Origin of the sequence: Streptomyces sp. NRRL S-31, assembly GCF_000718775.1 — a bacterium.
In the GTDB taxonomy this organism is placed as follows: Bacteria; Actinomycetota; Actinomycetes; order Streptomycetales; family Streptomycetaceae; genus Streptomyces.
On record NZ_JOCB01000004.1, the window covers coordinates 110,032 to 133,303 of the forward strand.

The 23,272-nt window shown below is 75.8% G+C and carries 16 protein-coding genes and 3 tRNA genes; 12 read left to right on the plus strand and 7 right to left on the minus strand.

Going from position 1 to position 23,272, the window contains the following annotated elements; all coding sequences use genetic code 11:
* Nucleotides 1-116: 116 nt before the first annotated feature.
* The gene (locus IF37_RS0103315; protein WP_030735776.1) at nucleotides 117-1,556 is read right to left on the minus strand and encodes an FGGY-family carbohydrate kinase; all 1,440 of its coding nucleotides are present in this window, start codon (nucleotides 1,554-1,556) and stop codon (nucleotides 117-119) included.
* 96 nt (nucleotides 1,557-1,652) lie between these two features.
* Nucleotides 1,653-1,958 (minus strand): hypothetical protein, encoded by a 306-nt coding sequence (locus IF37_RS0103320; protein ID WP_030735778.1) that lies wholly within the window; start codon nucleotides 1,956-1,958, stop codon nucleotides 1,653-1,655.
* A gap of 159 nt (nucleotides 1,959-2,117) precedes the next feature.
* On the opposite strand from IF37_RS0103320, the gene IF37_RS0103325 reads away from it, so the two are divergent.
* The 12 genes from IF37_RS0103325 (at nucleotide 2,118) to IF37_RS0103385 (ending at nucleotide 13,887) form a co-directional block, all read left to right on the plus strand.
* Nucleotides 2,118-2,190: transfer RNA gene (locus IF37_RS0103325), tRNA-Asn, on the plus strand.
* Nucleotides 2,191-2,196: 6 nt separating this feature from the next.
* A tRNA-Asn gene (locus IF37_RS0103330) sits at nucleotides 2,197-2,269 on the plus strand.
* A gap of 174 nt (nucleotides 2,270-2,443) precedes the next feature.
* Nucleotides 2,444-2,517, plus strand: a tRNA-Ile gene (locus tag IF37_RS0103335).
* Nucleotides 2,518-3,035: 518 nt separating this feature from the next.
* Entirely contained in the window at nucleotides 3,036-5,306 is a 2,271-nt protein-coding gene (locus tag IF37_RS0103340; protein ID WP_030735781.1) for a HAMP domain-containing protein, read from the plus strand.
* Nucleotides 5,307-5,321: 15 nt separating this feature from the next.
* Entirely contained in the window at nucleotides 5,322-6,581 is a 1,260-nt protein-coding gene (pgsB, locus tag IF37_RS0103345) for a poly-gamma-glutamate synthase PgsB (RefSeq protein WP_079165529.1), read from the plus strand.
* Nucleotides 6,582-7,064: a poly-gamma-glutamate biosynthesis protein PgsC/CapC gene (locus IF37_RS0103350; protein WP_030735786.1), complete on the plus strand. Its 483-nt coding sequence runs from the start codon at nucleotides 6,582-6,584 to the stop codon at nucleotides 7,062-7,064.
* A gap of 45 nt (nucleotides 7,065-7,109) precedes the next feature.
* A complete protein-coding gene (locus IF37_RS0103355) occupies nucleotides 7,110-8,183 on the plus strand; it encodes an NlpC/P60 family protein (RefSeq protein WP_030735788.1) in 1,074 nt (357 codons plus the stop codon).
* Between the two features lie 25 nt (nucleotides 8,184-8,208).
* The gene (locus tag IF37_RS0103360) at nucleotides 8,209-10,170 is read left to right on the plus strand and encodes a glycosyltransferase family 39 protein (RefSeq protein WP_253915630.1); all 1,962 of its coding nucleotides are present in this window, start codon (nucleotides 8,209-8,211) and stop codon (nucleotides 10,168-10,170) included.
* 210 nt (nucleotides 10,171-10,380) lie between these two features.
* Nucleotides 10,381-11,643, plus strand: a complete 1,263-nt coding sequence (locus IF37_RS0103365; RefSeq protein WP_030735792.1) for a M20 family metallopeptidase — start codon at nucleotides 10,381-10,383, stop codon at nucleotides 11,641-11,643.
* Between the two features lie 260 nt (nucleotides 11,644-11,903).
* Nucleotides 11,904-12,260: a hypothetical protein gene (locus tag IF37_RS38985; RefSeq protein ID WP_030735794.1), complete on the plus strand. Its 357-nt coding sequence runs from the start codon at nucleotides 11,904-11,906 to the stop codon at nucleotides 12,258-12,260.
* 305 nt (nucleotides 12,261-12,565) lie between these two features.
* The gene (locus IF37_RS0103380; RefSeq protein WP_030735797.1) at nucleotides 12,566-12,904 is read left to right on the plus strand and encodes an STAS domain-containing protein; all 339 of its coding nucleotides are present in this window, start codon (nucleotides 12,566-12,568) and stop codon (nucleotides 12,902-12,904) included.
* Nucleotides 12,901-13,887, plus strand: coding sequence for an anti-sigma factor RsbA family regulatory protein (locus IF37_RS0103385; protein ID WP_052844956.1), 987 nt, complete (start codon nucleotides 12,901-12,903; stop codon nucleotides 13,885-13,887). Before IF37_RS0103380 ends, IF37_RS0103385 begins: the two co-directional genes overlap by 4 nt.
* Before the next feature lie 54 nt (nucleotides 13,888-13,941).
* Here IF37_RS0103385 and IF37_RS0103390 read toward each other — a convergent pair whose 3' ends face one another.
* The 5 genes from IF37_RS0103390 to IF37_RS0103410 form a co-directional block, all read right to left on the minus strand.
* Nucleotides 13,942-14,979 (minus strand): rod shape-determining protein, encoded by a 1,038-nt coding sequence (locus IF37_RS0103390; RefSeq protein WP_030735801.1) that lies wholly within the window; start codon nucleotides 14,977-14,979, stop codon nucleotides 13,942-13,944.
* A gap of 159 nt (nucleotides 14,980-15,138) precedes the next feature.
* Complete coding sequence (locus IF37_RS45465) at nucleotides 15,139-19,626, minus strand: SAV_2336 N-terminal domain-related protein (RefSeq protein WP_052844957.1); 4,488 nt, start codon at nucleotides 19,624-19,626, stop codon at nucleotides 15,139-15,141.
* Nucleotides 19,616-20,677, minus strand: coding sequence for a MoxR family ATPase (locus IF37_RS0103400; RefSeq protein WP_030735807.1), 1,062 nt, complete (start codon nucleotides 20,675-20,677; stop codon nucleotides 19,616-19,618). The genes IF37_RS45465 and IF37_RS0103400 overlap by 11 nt, the downstream gene beginning before the upstream one ends.
* A 39-nt stretch (nucleotides 20,678-20,716) precedes the next feature.
* Entirely contained in the window at nucleotides 20,717-22,462 is a 1,746-nt protein-coding gene (locus IF37_RS0103405; RefSeq protein WP_030735810.1) for a trypsin-like peptidase domain-containing protein, read from the minus strand.
* Entirely contained in the window at nucleotides 22,462-22,914 is a 453-nt protein-coding gene (locus tag IF37_RS0103410; protein WP_030735813.1) for a CU044_2847 family protein, read from the minus strand. The genes IF37_RS0103405 and IF37_RS0103410 overlap by 1 nt, the downstream gene beginning before the upstream one ends.
* Between the last annotated feature and the right edge of the window lie 358 nt (nucleotides 22,915-23,272).

The window sequence follows — 23,272 nt, forward strand, 5'->3', positions numbered from 1 at the left end:
GCTGCCCCTGGCCCCTATCGTCGGACACTCCACCCGCGTTACCCCAACCGATTAACCCGGCGGGGCGCGCGCCTGCGCCCTTGCTGATGCGCGGTGTTACGCCCCACCGTGTCCGCTCACGAGTGGAACGCCCCCGGGTGGGTCTGCTCCCGCACCGCGGTGAACTGCTGCCGCACCGCCTGCCCGACGGCCAGGTCCTCGCCCGGCTCCAGCACCTGCGCCGCCGCGCCCTGCCAGGCCGGCGGGGTGCGCGGATCGACGGTGCCCTGCGACACCCCGAGCGCCCAGGCCGCCTGCCGGGCCGCGCCGATCGCCGCGTAGTCCGCCGGCTGGGGTACGACGACCTGCGCGCCGAACAGCGACGGCGCCGCGACCTGTACGGCGGGCAGCTCGGCGGCCGGGCCGAGCAGGAAGATCCGCCGCACCTCCACGCCCCGCCCGCGCAGCACGTCCAGCGCGTCCGCGAGTCCGCACAGCATGCCCTCGAACGCCGCCCGCGCCAGGTGCTCGGGCTTCATCGACTCGCGCCGCAGCCCCGAGAGCGTGCCCGCGGTGTGCGGCAGGTTGGGCGTCCGCTCGCCCTCCAGGTACGGCAGCAGCACCAGCCCGTGCGACCCCGGCGTGGACTTCATCGCCAGCTCCGACAGGCTCTCCAGGTCCGGCAGGCCGAGGAGTTCGGCGGTGCCGCGCAGGGCGCGCACGGCGTTCAGGGTGGTGACGACCGGCAGGTGCATGCCGGTGGCGTCGGCGAGGGAGGTGATCATCCCGGACTGGTCGGCGAGCGCCTCGGGGTGCACGGCCATCACGGACCCGGAGGCCCCGAGCGAGACGACCGCGTCCCCCAGGCCGATGCCGAGCCCGAACGCGGCGGCCATGGTCTCCCCGGTGCCGGCGGAGATCAGCAGCCCCTCCGGGGTCGTACCGGCCGCGTCCGCCGGGCCGATCACCTCCGGCAGCACCGCCTGGTGGCCGAGCGCCAGCTCGACCAGGTCGGGCCGGTAACCGCCGGTGGCCGCCGACCAGTACCCGGTGCCGGAGGCCCCGCCGCGGTCGGTGGTCCGCCGCACGGGCCGTCCGAGCAGCTGCCACACCAGCCAGTCGTGGGCCTGGAGGAGCACGGCGGTCCGCTGCGCGTTCTCCGGCTCGTTCTTGGCGAGCCAGCGCAGCTTGGTGACCGGCTGGGCCGCCTGCGGCACACAGCCGACCGCCTGCGCCCAGGCCCCTCGGCCGCCGAGCGCGTCCACCAGGTCGGCCGCCGCCACCTGGGCGCGCTTGTCACCGCCGGCCATGGCCGGGCGCACGGTGTTGCCCTGGGCGTCCAGCGCGATCAGCGCGTTCTGTTGCGCGGAGACACCGATGGCCTGCACGCCCTCCAGCAGACCGCCCCCCGCCGCCTCGCCCAGGGACAGCAGCCAGGCCTGCGGGTCGATGTCACTGGGCCGGCCCTCCACCGGGTGGGGGGCGTACCCCTGCCGTAGTACGGCACCGGTGTCCGTGTCGCAGACCACGATGCGCGTGAAGTCCGGTGAGCTGTCCAAGCCGGCGACTATCCCCATGCCGAGAATTTTGCAGCATCGCCGGACGTGCCTCGGCCGGGGGCGCCCGGTCGCCGCGCGAGCCGGGCGCCCCCGGCCGAGGCCGGAGGGGGTCCCTCAGGTGTTGCTGGTGCCCCAGTCGTCGTCGGCCGCGCCGCCCACGTTGCGCTCCCGCAGGGAGCGGACCCGCTGGGCCACGGACGCGGGGACCCGGTCGCCGACCTTGTCGCCGACCGTGTGGAGGGCCTTGCCCGCGTAGGTGCGGCCCTGCTGGGCGGCGGTCTCGGCGGTGTTGCGCACCGCCGGGTTCTGGGCGATCTGCCGGGCCGACTTCTTCAGCTGCTCGTAGCGCTCGCGTCCGGCCCTCGTGCCGAGTACGTAACCGAGGGCCAGTCCGGCGAGGAACGTGAGCCGGTAGCGCATGGCTGCCACCCTTCCCGATGCGTGAGTCTCTGGTGCGGCGCTGGCGCCGGGGGATACCGATTGGCGGAGCACCCCCCTGCTTGCGCTAATGTATGTGTCGCAGCGAGCGCCCGCCCCCTGGCGAATACCCAGGTAGGTGCGTTCGATGCAACGAGGCGATCCTCCGTAGCTCAATTGGCAGAGCAGCCGGCTGTTAACCGGCAGGTTACTGGTTCGAGTCCAGTCGGGGGAGCTTCGGTCCTCCGTAGCTCAATTGGCAGAGCAGCCGGCTGTTAACCGGCAGGTTACTGGTTCGAGTCCAGTCGGGGGAGCGCTGAACGAGGACCCCTCCGGGGTCCTTTTTCATGTGCCCGGGAACCGCCGCGCCTGCGGGGATGTCCTCGAGGTCATGAGCAGCACGGCGGCCGACCATCCGAAGCAGGAGATCGTATGAGCGGCTATGCTGCGGCAGACGGCGCGCACACATGTACGCGACACGCCGCTATGGGGCGGTAGCTCAGCCGGTTAGAGCAGCGGACTCATAATCCGTCGGCCGTGGGTTCGAGTCCCACCCGCCCCACCGAAGGGCTTCGGCGCAGGAACGTTTTCACCTGCGGCGGAGCCGGTTCCCTTGCCACGCCGAGGGGGCCGCTCGACCGGCCCGGGACCGTTTGCCCGCCCCATCCCGCGCGCCGCGCGGACGCCGCCCGGACGGCCCTGGAGACGCCTCTCCGCCCGCCCGGCGATCACCCCGGCGGGCGGGCCCCGGCCACGACGAAGGGACCCCGCAGGCCCCCGCTCGCGGACGACCTCGTTGCGCTCCGCGCGCGCCTTTCCTGACCGGTCGACGAGCGTGCGGCTCTGCCGCTCCCCGTGCCACGGGTTGAAGGCGTCGTCCGCGTCCGTGATGAAGTCGTCCGACGGCTGCGGGACTTCGGCGAGGGCCGAGATCCGAGGTGTGATTGACCTCTGATCTTGCGCGGCTAAAGTGTGCGACGACCGTTCCGGCGCTCAGGGGCGCCTGATGCGAGAGGGTTTGCTGCCCTGCCCACCGATATACGAGCGCCGCACCGGCCTCGAACCCGCCGACGCGCCGACATGCCGCTGCTCGGCGGGGTACGCCCGCCGATCGCCTCGCTCATCGCGCTGCTGCCGGTGATCGCCGCCGTGACCGCGGTCGCCGTCGGCGGTATCCGCGCCGAGCGGGTGCCGCAGGCCGTGGTGGACGGGGAGCGGCAGATCGCCGCGGACACCGCGCTGTCGGTGGGCACCTCCATCGGCGCCGAGGCGGGCACGGTGCGCCGCACCGTCGAGGCGTACACGGCGACCGGCGAGGCGACTCCCACGACCGTGCTCAAGGCGCTGGCCTCCGCCCGGAAGCAGGCCCTCGGCAGTGCGCTGCTCGACTCGCGCACCGGCCGTCCGCTGGCGGCCGACGGCGAGCCGGTACCGCTGACCGGGGTGGACGTCACAGCGCTGGCGTCCGGTCACGGCGCGATCCCGCCGCGGCTGGTGACCTCGGGCGGCGAGCGGCGGCTGCTGTACTTCGCGAAGGTCAGGTTCGCCCCGCCGGGTGTGGACGCCAACGAGGACCAGGCCGAGGTCCGCAGCCGGAGCGAGCGGCAGTGGCTGCTGGTGGTCTCCGGTGCGCTCCCCGCCCTCACGGCCTACGGCGACGGACGCAGCGCCGAAATGCTCGACGCCGTCGGCCATGTGCTCGGCCGGGCCGCCCGCGGCACGGCGTCGCCGGCCGCGGCCGACAGCGGTCTGCCCGCGGCGGTGGCCCGCGCGGCGAAGAGGCCGGGACACCGGATCGACGCCTCCGCGAGCCTGCCCCGCACCGATCCGGGCGGCGAACGCACCGTGGTCGGCTGGGCCCAGGTCGCCGCCGCGACCGGCCGCGGCGACACCGATGGCCTCGGCCTGACGGTGCTCACCTCCCGCGCGGTGCCCACCGCCACCGCCTCCGCCGACTACACGCGCGTCGCGCTGACGGCCGCGGGGGCGCTGACCGGCCTCGCGCTGCTGCTCGGATGGGTACTGCGGCGCACCGTGCAGCGGCCGCTGCTGCGGCTGTACCTGTCCGCGGGCCGCCTGGCCCGGGGCGCGGCCGGGCGCTGGCCCGGCGCGTTCGAGGAGCTGGCGCGGCCGGTCCCGGTGGACGGCTTCGGGGAGTCGGCCCGGGTCGGGCGGGCGCTGGAGTCGCTGCGCCGGCAACTGCTCGGCGAGAGCGGCCCGCAGAGCCTCCCGGCGCCTCGCGGACCGGGCTACAGGACACTGACCGTGGCCGCCGTGCTGCTGCTCGCCGGCTGGTCGGTGCCGATGATCTTCCTGCTGAACCGGGTGGACACCGCGACCGCGGTCCCGGCCGCCGTCGTCGCCGACCAGCAGGCGCGCACCGAGATCGTGTCGAACCGGATCCGTCGGTCGCTCGACCAGTCGTACACCGACGTGGGCGAGCTGGCCGCCAGGCTCGCGGGGAAGAGCCGTGCCGCCCGGACCGAGGTGCTGCGGCGCGCTCTCGCCGACCGCGGGACGTACCGCTCGCTGTACCTCCTGAACAGCTCCGGCGACATCACGCTGCGGGTGGGTGACACACCGCTGCGCACCAGCGTCCACGTGCCCGGCGGCAGCGGGATCGCCACCGTCAACACTTCGGGACGCATCCCGGCGATCGTCGCCTACGCCCGGGTCCCGGCCGGCGCCGGCCGGGCCGCGCCGGCCGGGGCGGTCCTCTTCGGCGAGGTCGACGTGAACGTGCTCAACTCCCTGCTGGCCAGGCCGAAACTGGGCAGCGTCTGGATGACGGACGGCGACGACAAGGTGCTGGCGGCGAGCGTCGGCTACCGCGCCTTCCAGGCGCTGCCCGACACCGGCCTGACCGGCCTGGCCCGCGCCACCCGCGGTGCCCCGGGCACCGTGGGCAGCGCGAACTCGGCGGTGCTCGCCTCGTCCGCCGGCCCGTCCGTCGACGCCGCCGCGCCGGTGGCGCAGAGCGGACCGGCGGCCCGCCTCGGCTGGCACGTGGTGACCGCGGAGCCGGCGGCGGCACTCCGGCTCCCCGCGACACAGGCCCGGCAACGCACCATGGCCGTCGGTATCCTCGGCCTCACGGTGGGAGCGGCCTGCCTGGGCTGGCTGTACGTCGTGGTGATCCGGCCGCTGCGCGCGGTCGCCCTGGCCGCCGAGCGGCTTGCCGGCGGCGACCGCCGCACGGTGCTGTACCCGGTCTTCCACGACGAGGTCGGCTCGGTCGCACGCAGCCTGGAACTGATCCGCCAGGCCCTGGCGCAACGCGGCCGGGCGGGCGGATACGGCCGCGCCGTGATCCCCTCCCAGTCGCGGTACGAGAACAGAACCCCGTGGTGAAAAGGCGGAATCGGCGTGCTCTTCCTCTACGTCGTGCTCCTGCTGTGCTGCGCGGCGCTCCTGGTCGCCGGAGTCCTGGAGCAGCGGCGGCACTTCGCAGCGCTGGAGCAGATACCGACGCGCGTGCTGGTCAACGGCATCCGCGGCAAGAGTTCGATCACCCGGCTGTGCGCGGGCGCGCTGCGCGGCGGCGGCCTGGTCACGGTGGCCAAGACCACCGGTACCGCGGCCCGGTTCATCCATCCCGACGCCACCGAGGAGCCCGTGTACCGTAAGTTCGGCCTCTCCAACCTCGTCGAGCAGATCGGCATCGTGCGACGCGCGGCGGCCTACTGGCCGGACGCGCTGGTGATCGAGTGCATGGCGGTGACACCGGCGTTGCAGGAGGTCAACCAGGAGAAGCTGGTCCGCTCCACCATCGGCGTGCTGTGCAACGTCCGCGAGGACCACCTGGAGGAGATGGGCCCGACGCTGGACGACGTGGCCCGCTCGCTCTCCCGCTCGATGCCGGTGGGCGGGGTGTGCGTGACGGCGGAGCAGGACCGGCTGCACATCCTCCAGGAGGAGGCGGACAAGCGGAACTGCCGTCTGGTCGTGGTCGATCCGGAGTCGGTGACCGACGCCGAGCTGCGCGGTTTCGGCTGGTTCACCTTCAAGGAGAACGTGGCGATCGCGCTCGCCGTCGCCGAACTGCTCGGCGTGCACCGGCAGACCGCCCTGCGCGGCATGTGGGACGCGCCGCCCGACCCGGGTGTGCTGTCGGTGGAACGCTACGTGACCCCCGAGGGCAAGCGGCTGCGGTTCGCCAACGTCTTCGCCGCCAACGACCCCGAGTCGACACTGATGAACGTCGAGCGGCTGGAGGACCTCGGCGCGATCGGACGGCCGCTCAGCGTGGTCGTCAACTGCCGCCCGGACCGGGTGGAGCGCAACGGCCAGATGGGAGCGCTCCTCTCCGAACTCGCCCCCGAGACGGTCTTCCTGATCGGCCACCCGACCAAGAGCGCCCAGGACGCCATCCCGGCCGGCTTCACCGGGCTGGTGGTGGACCTCGGCGGTGACCGCCGCGATCCCGAGGAGCTGACCAAGGCGATCCTCGCGGAACTCGGCCTGGCCTCGTCGCTGGTGGCGATCGGGAACATCCACGGCCAGGGCGAGCGGCTCCTGGAGTGTCTCGCCCGGTTGCGGCCGGACGACTCCGAGGAGGTGCCCGCCGCCGTGCCCGACGGGGTCCGGGAGCCGCAGAATCCGTACGAGTCCACGAGGAACCCTTAAGTGATCCCCGCCCACCTGACCGCACAGACGGCCGCGCTCGGGATCGCCCTCGGGCTGGTCTTCTCGCTCGTCTGCTACCTGACCACCAATCTCTCGCCCGGCGGGATGATCACGCCGGGCTGGGTCGCCCTCATGCTCGTCACCGACGTCCAGATGGCCGTGCTGACGGTCGGCGTCTCCCTGTTCACGTTCCTCCTGACGAAGGTCCTGCAACGCAATGTGATCCTCTACGGCAAGAGGCTGTTCGCCGCGGTGGTGCTGTGCGCGGTGATGACGCAGACCACTCTCACGCTCGCCCTCAGCCACGAGTTCCCGCTGCTGTACACGTCCCAGACGGTCGGCTTCATCGTGCCCGGGCTGATCTCCTACCAACTGGTCCGCCAGCCCCCCGCGGCCACCCTCATCTCGACCACGGCGGTGACCCTGGTCACGTACGTGGTGCTGGTCGCCGGGCTGCTGCTCGGCGCCCTGCCCACCGGCTGAACCACCGGCGTCCGCCTCCCCCCTCACCCTCAGGAGCCCGGCATCATGTACGACGAAGCTGGTCACCGGCCCGGCCGCGCGACGCGCCGGGCCGTGCTCGGGACGATCGCGTCAGTGGCCGCCGCCGGGATCGCCGGCGGGTGTGCCTGGGACCGCCTCGGGCGCGGTGGCGGCGACGACCGCGCCGGTGCGGGCGCCGGCCCGGTGAGCCGGGCCGGCGGGAGCGGCCATACCTTCGAGCGGCTGTCCGCACCCGACCGCACCCTGGTCCGCGCCGCCGACGGCGGCACCCTCGCCACCTTCACCGACGGCGCCCGCACCGCCGTACTCACCGGTCCCACCCGCACCTTCAGCGAGCCGAGGACCACCACCGCCACGGTGACCACGGACGTCTGGGTCCGGGTGCTGCCGCACGAGTGGCAACGGGGCATGGAGAGGACGGCCTGGTTCAAGGGCTGGTTCACCAGGACGCTGGGCGACACCAGCCCGGACGTGTTCGCGGTGGCGTTCGAGTACAGCAGCGCCGGGGCGCCCGACAAGCACGACGCCGCCGGTGTGCGCTACGCGGGCACCGCGCACTACGGCCCACGCGACCGCGGCGTCAGCGACCCCCTGGACTTCGGCTACCACAGCGAACGGTCCGACTTCTACGACTACCTGGGCATCCCCTGGACCTTCCCGGACGGCACGCGGGCGCTGCCGGAGAAGGCCCGCTACGGCGACGTCGACTGCTCCGGCTTCCAACGGCTGGTGTGGGGCTACCGCATGGGCATCCCCCTGCGCGGCACCAATACCGAGGGCGCCGGCCTGCCGCGTCGCGCCTTCGCCATCGCCGCCCACGGCCCCGGCCGCCTGCTGATCCCCGTCACCGGCGAGGCGCCCACCGACCTGAGCATCCTGCAACCCGGCGACCTCGTCTTCTTCAGCATCATCAAGGAACGGCCGAAGCTGATCGACCACTGCGGCATGTACCTGGGCCTCGACGACCGGGGCCGCCCCCGCTTCTACTCCAGCCGCTCCGCCGCCAACGGCCCGACCATGGGCGACCTGTCGGGCCACTCGCTGCTGGACGGCACCGACTTCTACGCCCGCGGCTTCCGGGCCGCCCGCCGTCTGTGACCCGCCGCTCCTCCGCCCGCCGTCTGTGACCAGCCGCTCCACCGCCGATCCGAGGACCACCGCCATCGCCACGATCCCGGCCGCCCGGCCCACCGGCCTGAACCGTCTCCACACCGCGGCGACCCGTCGCTTCCGCTGGCCGGCGACCGCCCCCCACTGGGAGCAACCGGCACTCTTCGCGGTGCTCGTCCTCGCCGCGGTGCTGTACGGATGGGGCATCGGACACGCCGCGATCCACCCGTTCTACAGCGCGGCGGCCCGGTCGATGGCCACCAACTGGCACGCCTTCCTCTTCGGCAGCCTCGACCCCAGCGGTTCGATCACCGTCGACAAGCTGCCCGGCGCCCTGTGGCCCGAGGCCGCCGCCGTCCGGTACTACGGCCCGTACACCTGGGCGGTCGCGCTGCCGCAGGTCGTCGAGGGCGTGCTCACCGTCTGGCTGCTGCACGGGATCGTACGGTCCTGGGCCGGGCCGTTCGCCGCGCTGCTCGCCGCGCTGACGCTCACCCTCACCCCGGTCACCGTGGCCGTCAACCGGGCCACCCTCCCGGACACCGCGCTCACCCTGCTGCTGGTGCTGGCCGCCGGAGCGCTGCAGAAGGCGGTGCGCACCGGGCGGCTGCTGCCGTTGATCACCTGCGGCGTCTGGGTCGGGCTCGGTTTCCAGGCCAAGATGCTGCAAGCGTGGCTGGTGCTGCCGGCCTTCGCCCTCGTCTACCAACTCGCCGCTCCCGGGACTCCCTTGAAACGGGCCCTGCGCCTCCTGCTCGGCGGTGCGGTCGCGCTGGCCGTCTCCTGCTCCTGGACACTGCTCGTCTGGGCGACGCCCGCCGCCGACCGCCCCTATGTCGACGGCACCTCCGACAACAACCCGTTCAGCCTGGTCTTCGCCTACAACGGCCTGAGCCGCTTCGCCGGCGACTCCGGCACGCTCGGCGCCGTCCAGGGCACCGCCGCCAGCCGCACCACCACGAACACCGGCTGGGGGATGCTGGTCAACCACACGGTCGGCCCGCAGGTCGCCTGGTTCCTGCCGCTCGCCGTGCTCGCCGCGGTGCTGGGCGTCGTATGGCGTGCCCGGCGACCGCGGACCGACCCGCTGCGCACGGGTTTCCTGCTCTGGAGCGGCTGGCTGGCCGTGCACGTCGTGGCGTTCGGCACCTCCAGCGGCAACCACGCCTACTACACCGCCGTCATCGCCCCGGCCCTCGCCGCGCTGACCGGCGGCGGGCTCGCGCTCTTCTGGTCCGAGTACGCGGCGCGCGGTCCGCGGCGCGCGGCCCTGCCGTCGGCGATCGTGCTCACGGTCGTGTGGGCGCTGGTGCTCGACCGGCCGACCCGGTTCGTCTCCTGGCTGCTGCCGCTCGCCGTGATGCTCGCCCTGTGCGGCGCGCTCGGCCTGTGGACCCGCGGGCCGCGCACGCCCCGCCGCATGGTGCACACCGCCCTGGCCGCCGGGATCGCGGCCATGCTGGTCGTACCGGCCGGCTGGGCCGTCGCCTGTCTCGACCCGTCCTACGCCGGCGCCCCCATCACGCCGATGGCGGGCCCGGTCGGCAGCGCTTACCACGACGCCGTCCACCACCGCGCCCCCGTCCGCAGGATCGGGCTCGACGAGCCCAGCACCCGCGACCGCGCCCTGCTCGACTACCTCACCGCGCACCGCCACGGCGAGAAGTACCTGCTCGCCACCCAGGCCGCCTACTCGGCGGAGCCCCTGCTGCGGGCCGGCTCCGAGCCCATACTCGTCATGGGCGGTTTCACCGGCAACACCCCCTTCCCCACCGTCCGGCAGCTCGGCACCCTCGTCACCACCCATCAGCTCCGCTTCGCCCTGCTCACCACCCGGCGCCCCACCACGCCCGCCACCACCTGGGTGAAGTCCCACTGCGCACCGGTCCGCCCCACCGCCTACGGCCGCCGCGCCGACGGCAGCTTCACCCTCTACGACTGCGGCCGGAAGACCTCGCGCGCGGTCGAGCGGTGAGCGCCGAGGCGCGGTTGACCGGTCGCGCCCGGGCGAGGGGCTGACGTCCCCGCTGTCCGTCGCGCACGGCTCCGCCCCGAAAAGCCGGAACCGGTGGGTCGGGACTGTCCGGCCGGCGCCGCCGTCCCTACGGTGGGGGGAGCACCAGCTCCTCGTCCGCCGCCGCGGGCCGCGCCCCCGGGGCCGGGCCCCGGGAAGGAGAACGGCCGTATGACCGCTGCGTCCCAAGCCCCCCGCCCCGAGACCCCGGAGGCCGCCGCCGGCCCGGCCCTGCTGGAGGAGGCACGCCGGCTGGCACCCGGAGCGGTCGCCCTGCGCCGCGCCCTGCACCGCGGCCCGGAACTGGGCCTGGACCTGCCGGCCACCCAGCGCCTGGTCCTGGACGCGCTCGACGGCCTCGGCCTGGAGATCCGCACCGGCCGCGCCCTGTCCTCGGTGACCGCGGTCCTCACCGGGGCGGCCGACGGCCCGACGATCCTGCTGCGTGCCGACATGGACGCGCTGCCCGTCACCGAGGACACCGGACTGCCGTTCGCCTCGCGGACCGCCGGGCTGATGCACGCCTGCGGGCACGACGTCCACATGGCGATGCTGGTCGGTGCCGCGCGGCTGCTCGCCGCGCGGCGCGAGAGGTTTCCCGGACGCGTGGTGTTCATGTTCCAGCCCGGCGAGGAGGGCGAGCACGGAGCCCGCCACATGATCGAGGAGGGGGTGCTGGAGGCGTCCGGCGCCACCGCCGACGCCGCCTTCGCCCTGCACGTGCAGCCCAACCTGCCGGCGGGCGCGGTACGGCTGCGTCCGGGACCGCAGATGGCCGCCTCCGATCGGTTCCGGGTCCTCGTCCGGGGGCGCGGCGGGCACGCCTCGGCACCGCACACCACCTGCGACCCGGTGCCGGTGGCCTGCGAGATCGTGCTCGCCCTCCAGACGGCGGTCACCCGTGGCGTGGCCGCCGACGACAGCGCCGTGCTCAGCGTCACCCGGCTGACCGCCGGCACCGCGGCCGGGGTGATCCCGGACACCGCGGAACTGGCCGGCACCCTGCGCACCCTGTCCGAGCCGACCCGGCGGCGGCTGCACGAGACCATCGCCCGGGTCGCCGGCGGGGTGGCCGCCGCGCACGGCGCGACGGCGGAGGCCACCGTCACACCCGGCTACCCGGTCACCGTCAACGACCCCGACTTCACCGACCTCGTCCTGCGCGCCGCCGGGAACGCGCTCGGCACCGGGGCGGTGGACGTCATGCCGGCCACGCCGATGACGGCGGAGGACTTCTCCTACGTGCTGCGGGCCGTCCCCGGCGCCCTCGCCTTCCTCGGCGCCTGCCCGCCGGGCCTCGCCCCGCACGAGGCGCCGTCGCTGCACTCGTCCCGCATGGCCGTCGACGAGGAGGTGCTCGCCACCGGCATCGCCTGCGAGGCCGCCGTGGCGCTGGCCTTCCTCGCGGGCCGGGCACCGCGGGCCGCCCGCTGACCGCCCACCGTCCGTCAGGGGGTTCCGGGCGGAACACCCGTGCCGCCCGGCCCCGTTCCGCCCGCACGACCCGCACGACCCGCACGACCCGCACGACCCGCACCGCCCGTGCCGCCCGCACGGCCCGTGCCACCCTCGTGGCCCGCCGCCGCGCCCCCGGCCCCCGCCGCGCCCCCACGGGTGTTCACCGCGCCCCGGCCCCCGCCACGCCCCCACGGGCGTTCACCGCGCCGCCCGCTGCGATGACGCCCCCGCGGGCGGTGTCCGCACAGTCCGCCGCCCACCCGCTTCCGCCCGCGCCGCCCGCGGCACCGTCGCCGGGCCCCTACGGCTTCGGGCCGCCGCTGCCGTACGACACCCCGGGGGTCGTGCTCGCCGACGCGGACTCCGGCGTGGTCGTCAACGCGGCCGGCGTGCTGTTCCAAGTGGGCGCCGCCGCGGCCGACTTCCCGTGGCACGAGATCGCGCGCGTCGAACGCGCCCGGCGCGGCAACCGCCTGACGCTCGTCGTCGGACTGCGGGACGGCGGCGTGTACTCCTGCGAGCCGAACGCCCGCCGCGAGGCCGGCTCATCGACTGGATCGCCCAGCTCGACCCGGTCCTCACCCGGTACCTGATCCGGTGCGGAGACGGTGGCAACCGCCCCGCCGGTCGCGCGACTTGACGCCGACCAGGCTTGAACCGGCCACGTCCTGGGCACGGACCTCCTACCGGTGTGGCAGAGCCGGGCGTCGCCGTCAGGAGGAGGTCGTCATGGACCGTCGGATCCGGGTACGTGTCAGCCGGCGGCCCGCCGCCCCGCGCGGGCAGGAGATCGACCGCAGGACGCCCTCGGGACGCGTGCTGCCGTACTGATTCGGCGGGCCGAGGGGAGCGCGGACGGATACGGGGCACACGTGTACCCGTGCGGCTGGGAGAGGGCGTGAGCGGATCCGGGCCGGCGCCCGCGGCGCCGCGGCTCGACGTGTACCCGCTGACCGGGCGGACCGGGTTCCGGGCCGCGGGCGAGGTGAGCCTGTCCACGCGCGATGTCTGGGAGCGCGCGCTGGAGCGGGCCGTCCGCGGCGGCGGGGACGTGTACCACCTGGAGCTGTCCGCGGTGACCTTCGTCGACGTCGCGGGCGCCGGCGCGCTGGCGGACGCCGCCCGGAGCCTCGGCGGCCGCGGCCGGCTGGTGCTGGACCGGCCGCCGCGTTCCCTGCCGCGCGTACTGGAGCTGCTGTGGCCCGGTCTCCCGGGAATCGAGGTGTCGTCGTCATGACCAGGGTGGTCGAACCCCTGGAACCGTTCGTGCATCCCGCGCTGTTCTACGGTGACGCGCGGGAGTACCTGGCCGGCACGGTGCCGTTCGTCCGTGCGGCGCTGGCCGCGGACGAACCGGTCGCGGTCGCCGTCCCGGGGGAGAACCTGCGGCTGATCCGGGACGAACTGGGCGCGGACGGCGCCGCCGTGCGGTTCCTGGACATGCGGGAGGCCGGCCGCAACCCCGGCCGGATCATCCCCGGCGTGCTGCGCGCCTTCGCCGACGGGCAGCCCCCCGGCCGGCGGGTCCGGATCATCGGCGAGCCCGTCTGGGCGGGCCGCCGCCCGGCCGAGTACCCGGCCTGCGCCCAGCACGAGGCGCTGATCAACGTGGCGTTCCAGGGCCGCGAGGTCACCATCCTGTGCCCGTACGACACCGCCCGCCTGGACGAGCGGGCGCTCGCCGACGCGGCTGCCACCCACCCGCTCGTCGTCCCGGCCGGGTCCGGCACCGGGCGCACCAGCGCGGCCTACGACCCCGAGGGCGTCATCGCCCGCTACAACGTGCCGCTGCCGCCCGCCCCCGACGCCGGTCCCCAGGCGTTCGGCGCCGCCTTCGACGCGGCCTCGCTGTCCGCCGTCCGGCACCTGGCCACCGACCACGGCGCCCGGCTGGGACTGACCGGCCTCGCCCTGGAGAACCTGGCGCTGATCACCGCGGAGCTGACCACCAACAGCGTGGTCCACGGCGGCGGGACGGGCACGCTCACGGTGTGGCCCGAGGACGGGTCCGTGCTGTGCGAGGTCCGTGACCGGGGCCGCCTCACCGACCCGCTGGCCGGCCGCCGCCCCGCCGCCCGCGACCAGCGCGGCGGACGCGGGCTGCTGCTGGTCAACCTGCTGGCGGACCTGGTGCGCACGCACACCGGGCCCGAGGGCACGACCATCCGCTGCCACCTGGGACGGCGGGACCCCGACGAGCCGGGCCGCCGCCCCGGGTGACGGCGGTCACGGCGGGCCACGGGCACGGCGGCGGCCGGCCGGGGCCGCGCCGGGTCAGGCGGCCAGGGGGTTCAGGACCAGCGGTTCGATGCGGCCCTCCAGCATGGCGCCCAGGCCCTGGGCCGCGCAGATGTCCGGGCGCTCGGCGATGTGCACCGGCATCCGGGTGGCCTCCCGCAGCATCTGGTCGAACCCCGGCAGCAGCGCCGAGCCGCCGACCATCGTGATCCCGCGGTCGGCGAGGTCGGCCACCAGATCGGGCGGGCAGTCGCGCAGCACCTGCCCGATGCCGTCCAGGACGGCCGTCAGCGGCGTCTGGATCGCCTCGCGCACGGCGGCGGTGTCCACCCGCACACTGCGGGCCAGCCCCGTGACCACGTCCCGGCCGTGGATCTCCGCCGACGCCGGGCCGTGCTCGGTGATCCCGTTGCCGGACAGGGCCAGCTGGAGCGGCCGTACCGACTGGGTGGGCAGCATCAGCGCGTGCTGGTGCCGCAGGTGCTGCACGACCGCGTGGTCCACGGCCTCGCCGCCCACCGGAACGCGCGCGGCGGCGACGAAGGAGCCCAGCGAGAGCACCGCGACCTGGGTGGCCGCCGCCCCGCACACCATGATCATGGTGGCCTCGGGCCGCTCCACCGGCAGCCCGCACCCCACCGCCGCGGCGATCAGCGTGTCCACCAGCTCCACCCGGCGCGCCCCCAGTCCGGCCAGCGTCTCGATCGTCGCCCGCCGCGCCAGCGGATCGGCGGCGTGCGGGGCGCAGGCCGCCGCCCGCAACCGTGGCTTGCGGCGCAGCATCCGGCGCGTCTTGTCGCCCAGCAGGTGCCGCAGCATGCGCTGGGCCATCTCGATGTCGACCACCGTGCCACCGGAGACGGGCCGTACGACCTTGATGTAGTCCGGGGTGCGTCCCGTCATCCGCTCCGCGAACTCGCCCACGGCGATCAGCGCGCCGGTGCGCGTGTTCACGGCCGCGGCCGAGGGCTGGTCCACCACCAGACCGACGCCCCGCACGTACACCCGGGTGCGGGCCGCGCCCAGGTCGACGGCGAAGTGGCAGCGGCGCAACTGCTCCAGGCTGACGGTCACGGCGGATCCTCCCGAGTGCGCGGGCCTTGCGGGCCCCGCCTGTTCGGCGGGCTCACTGGCATCCTGTGCGGGGCCGGGAGCGGACGCCCGCTGTGGACGGCCGGGCGGGGTGCCGCCGAACGGGCGTATTCCCCGGGCCGTACCGGAGTGTCGGCCGCCTCAGGCCGTGCGGATGGCCTCCAGCAGCGGTTCCAGGGAGGAGACGGTGACCTCGCTGCCCTCCTCGCGCAGACGTCGGCGCCCGGCCGGGTTGGGGGCGTAGCCGATGAAGCGGAGGCCGAGCTGTTGGGCGGCGGTGAGTTCGGCGACCGAGGAGCTGATCAGCACACCGCCGCGGGCGGGGGTGCCGACGGCGTCCAGGGCGCGCAGCAGGCAGTCCGGGTGCGGAGTCAGCAGACCGAGGTCGTCTCGGCGGCCGTGGACGCCCGCGAAAGGCAGGCGGTGGGGCTCCAGACAGCGGTGCACGGCCGGGGTGGACACGTCCGTCACCACGCTGACGCGTCGGCCGGAGTGGTGCACGGCGCGGACCAGGGGCAGGGCGCGGTGCGTGGTGGGCGCGTCGGGCACGGCCCGCAGCTCCAGGGCGTCGAGGCGGGTCCTCAGCAGGGGGCCGAGCCGGTCGTGCGCGAAGGCCCGCAGCAGGTCCAGCGGATGGGCGAACGCCTCCCGGCCGGTGGCGCTCGCGACGGGCAGCGACCGGCCCGCCAGCGCGTCCTGCGGATCGCGGTGCTCGCTCACGACCGCCAGCAGGTCGAGCACCGCCTCCCGCGCGGTGTGCGCGGTGAACAGCCGGGCGAGCGGCCCCTCGAAGCCGACCAGGACCGTCTCGGCGTCGGCGAGGAGGGCGGTCAGCCGCCGGCGGGACGGCACCGGTGGCTCGGCCGCGGGCACCGGCGCCCACTCCGGGGCCAGCCGCACGGTGTACGACACCGCCAGCCCCGGCACCGGCCAGTCGGTCACGCCCGTGTTCACCGCCCGCTGGGCGGCGCCCGCGCGGCGCAGCGGATGGCGGCGGGTGAGCGGCGCCGCCGCGGCGCACAGGTGCTCCAGCAGCAGCCCGGGGACACCGGTGCGCTCACCGCGGACGAAGGCGACCGGGTCGGCCACCCGCCAGGACAGCATCACCGCGGCCGTGAACGCGCCCTTGCCGGAACTGGGCAGGGACACGATCCGCCGGGTCTCGTGCGGGGTGAGGTCGACCGAGTAGTACGTCTCCGGGCGGACCGGCCGCTTGCCGTAGGGCTGGATCGGGTCGAGCAGGGTGAGCGGGCCGCCGGCCCGGGTGTGCACGACGGCCGTGCGGCCCGGCGTGGGGACGCCCAGCTCGCGCAGGTCGGGCGTGATGAACGGGCCCCGTACCAGGTCGCGTTCGCCGGGCTCGGCGGCCCGCGGCCCGAGGAGGCAGTACCAGGCGGCCGGCGGGCTGTCCGGGGAGCCGTCGGGGAAGAGCGGCCGGAAGCGGTGGGAGCGCTGGGCGGCGGAGCTGGCGGCGAACTCGTCGTACAGCGCGGGCGGTACGACGACCGTGACGTCCGCGGCCGGCTCCGGGGGCCGGACGGACGGCTGCCCGAACGTCACCCGGAGCCGCGGCGGATCACTCAACCGGGCGAGGGCCGGGGGGAGTTCGCGCAGCACGGCGGCGAGGACGGGCAGCAGATAGGCACCGGGCCCGGTCCGCACCAGATAGCCGTCCGGGCGGACGGCCACCTCGTACCGGCGGGGGCTGACGAAGCCGCGCGCGAGGATCTCGTGCACCGCGGCCTCCAGGGTCACGCGGGCTTCCGGCCGCCCGGTCAGCCCGTCGGCCGTGAAGAGGATCTCGGGGCGGTCGGCGGGGGGTTCGGCCGGGGGCGCCGCGAGCGCTTCGAGGGCCCGGCGCAGGGCCTCCAGTTCTTCCCGGACCTCCCGGGCGGCCGGGCCCGGGACACCGGCCAGGGGCTCGCCGCGCCACAGCTCCACCGCCTCGGCGGCGAGGCCGCGGGCGCGGGCCGGCTCCCCGGCGGCCCGGGCCCGTTCGGCCCCGGCGGCCAGCCGGCGGAAGCGGAATACATCGACGGCGTCGGCGTCGGCGTCGGCGTCGGCGCCGGGGGAGCCGGGCGGGCCGGCGGCGTCGGGGGAGGTGAGGCGGTCGGGGCGCAGGGCGTGACCGTCACCGGTGGTGCGCAGATACGGGCCGAGCAGCGGGCGGAGCCGGTCGAGGCACGTACCCGCGGAGGGGGAGCCGGTCCCGGGCCGGTCGGAGATCCCGGCGGACAGTTCCGCCTCGGTGACGGGCCGGCCCTCGCGCAGCAGCAGCATGCACAGGACGGCCTGGTCGTGGGGGTCGGTGACGGCGAGCGGCCGGCCGTCGCGGGTGACCCGCAGCGGGCCGAGCAGGGACACGCCGAGCGGGGCCGGGTCCGCGTCCAGGGCGAGCAGCGCTCCGGCGCCCTGCCGCTGGGTCTCCGGGCCGCCGGAGAGGAGCCGGGCGACGGCCGCGTCCAGCGTCGCGCCGAGGCCGTCGGAGCGGTCCCGGTACAGGCCGCGGACGATCTCCCCGAGCGCCCGGAGGGCCGCCGCGCGGCCCCCGGGGACCAGGGGCGCGGAGTCGAGGCAGGTCAGCACCGGCCCGCCCGGGGTGAGGACGACGGAGCGCGGGTCCGGCACGCCCCACGGTCCGTCCTGCGCGTACAGCGCGAGGACCGCCTCGGCCAGCCGCGGGAGCAGGGCGAGGAGTTCCCCGGAGGGCAGCTCTCCGCCCGTCTCCTCCCGGCGCTCCCGCAGCGTCGTGCCGGTGACGGACTCCCGCACCAGATAGGGCGTGCCGTTCTCGAAGCCGTGGTCCAGGACCGGTGCGATCCGGGGGTGGCGCACCTCGGCGAGCCGCCGGCACAGGTCGGCGAAGGCGGCGCGGGGCCGGTCCGGCGGATAGCCGCGCAGCACGACGGGGGCGTCCGCGCGGTGCGTGTCCTCGGCGGACCAGCCCATGGCCCCGACCGGCCGTAGCAGCCGGTACCGCCCCGCGAACAGGCCGCCGTCGCCGTCCGCGCCGAGCCGTCGCACGCTGTCCGCGCGGACCGTGGCGAACGGATCGCCCTCCACGGCCGTCCCCGCGCCCCGCGCGGACGGGACCGACACGCGGAACTCGCCCGGTGCCCGGCCCGCGCTGCGGTCGATGAACTCGCCCATCCGGCTCAGCAGTCCGGCGGTGCGGTGGCGCTCGGAGCGGGGCAGTCCGAGCAGCAGCAGCTCGCGCACGCCGTCCCGGAACGCGTAGGAGCCGGGCGGGCCGCCCGGTACGGCGGCGAGCATGCCGCTGAGGACCACCTCGGCCAGGTGCTGCGGGCGCGGGTCCGGTTCGACCGCGGCCTGGACCAGGCGCATGACCGGCAGGTCGGGGCGGCCCAGCGCGAGATGGCCGGCCAGCCGGAACGCCTCGGGCGAGGCGGTCGCGCGGAACCGCAGCACCAGCTCCTCGGCGGACAGCGCGCCGACGTCGGTACGGTCCTCGGCGTCCGCCGGCAGCGGACGGCCCAGCTCGGCGACCGCGGCGGGGAACTCGGCACCGCCCGGGGTGGTCAGCAGCCCGGCCCAGTGCGCCAGCCAGCGAGGCTCCGGCTCCAGCACGGGGAGCGGGACGCCGCCCCCGCCCAAGGGGTGCCCGGGCCGCTCGGGCCGCTCGTACGGCGTGAACGTGAGCGCCGCCGAGGGGGCCGCGGGGTGCGGGGCGGACAGGGTGCCGGGGGCGGCGGGCAGGGCGGTGTCCCGCCACAGGTGCTCGGGCAGCGGCTGGACGACGGCCAGCGGCATCCGCCGCGCCCAGCGGTGCAGGGTGGCGTACCAGCGGGTGCCGGCCGGGCCCTGCCGCCACTGCGGACCCATGCAGTCACTGATCAGGAGGGTGACGGTACGGCCGTCGGCGGGGGCGAGCGCGTCCGGGCCGCGCACCGTGCCGTCCGCGGCGGCGGCGTACAGGCCGACCGTGCGGAACGCGCCCGACTGGGCCAGGACCGTGTGCAGTTCGCGGACCAGGGGACGCCAGACCGGCATGGTGGGGCCGGCGTCGTACACCAGGTTCAGCCGCAGCCACCGTTCCCGGGCGGGGCGCAGCACCGGCAGCCACCACGCGGGGTCGGCGCCCAGCCGGGCGATGCGGTCGGCGGTCGCCCGCTCGTCGAGTTCATGGCCGACGGGCGCGTCGGTGCGGCGGGCCAGCGGGCGCAGCGCGCGTTGCAGGGCGAGCGGGTGGCGCAGCATCGGGGGCGCCGGGGCCAGCAGCCCGGCGTGCGGGCGGTCCGCCGCCGGGGCGGGACGGCGGGCGGGCAGGTGCAGGGGCACCCGGGAGGGCGGCGCGGCGGGTTCCGCCCGCGGCTCCCCGGGCGGGGGCGGCGGCCGCCCGGCCGACGGCGACGGCGGTGCCGGCGGCGACGGAGGTGATGGCGCGGACGGCGGCGGCTGCCGCGGCACGTCCGGCCCGGCGGGGACGGAGCCGGTGGCGCCGGAGCCGCCGGCAGCGGGCCCGGCACCGGCGTCCGGGCTCATCCGCCGGGCCAGCCACAGCACTTCGGCCAGCTCCAGCGGGGTCGGGCGGGCTCCCCGGGCCGCCTCGGCCAGCACGTCGGCCAGACGGACCAGCGGGTCCGGGGAGCCGGCGGCGTCAGAAGACATCGGACGGCGCGCTCTGCCCCAGGTACGGCATCAGCTGTTCGGCCAGCTGGTCGAGGGACTCGGCGTCCAGGTCGGCGGAGCGGGCCAGGTAGATCGCGTTGAGGAGCTGGTCGGTGGCCAGGTCGCCGACGCCCGACCGGGTCAGGAAGCGGTCGATCAGGCTCCGGGCGTAGTCGTCGGGCTCGCCCAGGTGGGCGCGGACGATCTCGGCGAGGTGCCGGTCGTCCGGCTGCCGCAGGTGCAGCGTGACACAGCGGCGCAGGAAGGCGGGCGGGAACTCGCGCTCGCCGTTGCTGGTGAGGACGACGAACGGGAAGGCCCGGCAGCGGACCCGGCCGCGGACCACCGGGACCCGCTCGTCGGTGCCGTCGGCCAGCACCTCGGCGACGCCGTCCGGGGCGAGCCGGGAGGCGCGCACCAGCTCGGGGATCTCGTACTGGCCCTCCTCCAGCACGTTCAGCAGGTCGTTGGGCAGGTCGAGGTCGCTCTTGTCGATCTCGTCGATGAGCAGCGCGCGGGGACGGTCGTACGGCAGGAGGGCGGTGCCCAGCGGGCCGAGGCGCAAGTGGTGCTCGACGCCCGACCCGTCGTCGACGCCCGACCCGTCGTCGGCGCCGGACGCGCCGCCCGTCCGGTGCGTCCCGGCGGCCTCCTGCCGGGCCGCGTACAGCCGGGAGAGCGGGTCGTACTGGTAGAGGCCGTCGTGCAGGGTGCTGCGGCTGGTGACGTTCCAGCGCAGCACCGGGCCGAGCCGCAGCTCCCGGGCGACCGCGTACACCAGCGAGGACTTGCCGGTGCCGGGCGGGCCGGTGACCAGCAGCGGGCGCCGCAGATACAGGGCCGCGTTGACCAGCTGGACCGTCTCCGGCGTGGCCTGGTAGGTCTCGGCGCGGTGGGTGCGGTCGGGGGAGACGGCGGCGGCGTCGGCGGCCGCCTCCGGCGCCGGGAGCACCGGCCCGCCGTCGAAGGCCCGCCAGGGCGGCGGCGCGGGCAGCTCGGTGATGCCGTCGTGCGGCTCGGTCGTACCGGTGTAGACGGGCCACAGGGGCATGGGCTCTTTCTCTTCCGTGCGGGGCGGTCGTGCGGTCGGTCAGGCGACGGGCGAGTGCAGGCTCGCGGTGGTCTCGGGGAAGCAGCGCGGGTCGTCCCAGAGCAGCTGCACATCCCTCGCCCAGTGCCGGTCGGGCTCGTCGGCGGCGTCCGCGGTCATCCGCAACGACATGATGTGCCGGGGCAGTTCGGCGGGCGGCACCCCGGCGAGGGAGACGGCGAGCTGGTCCAGGAAGGCCGTGCCGGGACAGGGCGGCGCGTCCGCGCGCCCGGTGTCGGGGCAGGACGCCTCCTCGTGCACCGCGCAGGGGGCGCCGGTCCGCGGCCACAGCAGGACCGGCACGGGCACGGTGAGCCCGACCTCGAAGTGCGGACGGGCCGCCGTGGGCGGGGCCGCGAAGCCCGCGAGCCCCGCGTCGACCTCCCACAGCCGCTTGCGCAGGCTCGGCGGGCGCTCCCGGGTGCCGCACTCGACGCGGTGCACCTCCACCCCGCCCCCGGCGTCCAGCTTCCGCCACTTCTTGCGCAACTGGTGGCGGAGCCGGCCGCTGTGGTGGCGGGCCCGGTCGGTCACCACGAGGGGGTAGGCACAGCCCAGGGGTGTGCTGTCGTCCGCGCCGCACTCCCAGTGCGCCACCGCCTCGTTGAGCCACTCGCGCGGCAGGACGAACGTCACCAGCTCGTCGGCGTCCGGGGCGAGGTGGGCGACGGCCTCGTCGATACGGCCCTGCACCCAGGCCCGCACCCCGGTGCGCGGCAGCCGGCGGGCGCCCACCGGCCGGCGCCGTCCGTCGCGGTACGCGGACACCTCCACGGTCACCTGGTCGGGACCGGCGCCGCTGTGGTCGATCTCGACGACGACCGGGGACCAGGCCGGGGCGGCCGGCGGGACCGGGACGGCCGCCGCGTCCGGCACCGCCGGGGCCGATAAGTCCGGTGTTACGTCCAGCAGTTCGGCCACCCGGTCGGCGAACCGGTCCACCGCCTCCGGGTCCGGGACCTCCCACTGCGCGTAACCGGCGGCCGCCCACAGGGAGGGGAAGCCGCCCGGGGGCAGCGGCGGACCGAAGGCGCCGACCGCGTCCACGTACATCCGGTTCGGGTCGCCCGCCCCGGGGGCCTCGGCCGCGGCCCGGCGCAGCAGGGCGTACAGCCGCCGGCGGGACTCGTCGCGGTGGCCCGGGGTGGGCACCAGCTCGCCCAGCTCCGGCCAGTGGCGCGCCAGGACGTCCAGCGGCAGCATCCGGCCCTTGCGCACGTCCGGCGACGACCCGAGGGCCGCGGTGACCATACCGGCGACCGTGCCGTCGGGCAGGGCCGCCGCCGCCCCGCTGAACCCCTCCTCGATCGGCTGTCCATGGCCGTGCCAGGCCACCAGCTCCAGCCACTCGCCGGCGATCAACTGCCCGGAGACGGCCTGGTACTCGGCGAGCGTGCCCTCGTCGTAGCCCTCGGGGAAGCCGTACGCGATCAGCCGGGGGTACGGCTCGGTGTACGCGGCCTCGGGTGCCGCGAACCGGGCCGGGGCCAGCGGGACGTCCCGCTCCAGTTCGAGGACGGCCACGTCACCGGGGTCGGTGACGCCGCCCTCCCACCCGCCGTGGGCGACCACCGAGGCGGGCAGCTCGCCCAGCTCCCGGGCGTGCGGGAAGGCGACCGTCACCGCGGCCCGGTCGCGCTGCCGGACGACGTGGGCACAGGTGAGCAGCCGGCGGGCGGTGACCAGGAAGCCGGCCCCCAGCTCGTCGCCGCAGGCGATCCGGGCGTGCCAGGCGGCGCTGCGCATCACCGGCCGGCGGGCTCCGTGCCCGGGGCGGTGCGGTCCGGCACGGACGGCTGCGGTACGGCCGGTTCCGGTACGACCGGTCGTGACACTGCCGGTTCGGGTACGACCGGCTCCGGCGCGGTCGGTCCGCCCGGCGTCCGTTCCGGGGACCAGCTGAGCTTGACGACCAGGTGGCCCTCCGCCGATCCCTTGGCGATGACGGCACCGGCCTCCGCGGACAGCCGTACGCCGAACTCGATCTCCACCGCGTCGGGACGCAGGCTGCCGTCCCGGAAGACCCGCAACGCCGCTGCCGCCGCCGCCCGTACGCCGTCCAGCGCGCCCTCGAAGGTGCGTGCGGCCTGCGCCGGTCCGTCGCCGCGCGAGACCAGACGGGCGCCCGACCGGGTGCCGACGCCCTCCACCACGACCAGCGCGCCGTCCTCGGTCCTGAACTCGACCAACCCGTCCATACAGACGCTCGCTCCCCCTCGGCGGTGACGTGTGACAACTCCTATGTTACGGACGGTGCTTCGGCTGTCGCCCACCGAACGCGCCGAACGCGCCGGGCGCGCCGCGGCCGGGAACGGCGGGAACCCGCCAGGGCGCCTTTCCGTCGGCCGCGGTCAACTCCCGTACGACCGAGGCCCCTCACACTCGTCCCAGCACGCGATCCGCTCGACCCGAACGAGAAGAGGCGTGGATGAGCACAGGACCAGTCAGACGCGGTACGGCGCTGCTGGCGGCGGCGCTGGTGGGCGCCCTGCTCCCGGCCGGCCCGGCGACCGCGCGGGAGGCCCCCGCGGCCCCCGCCCCCGCCGCCCCCCGCAC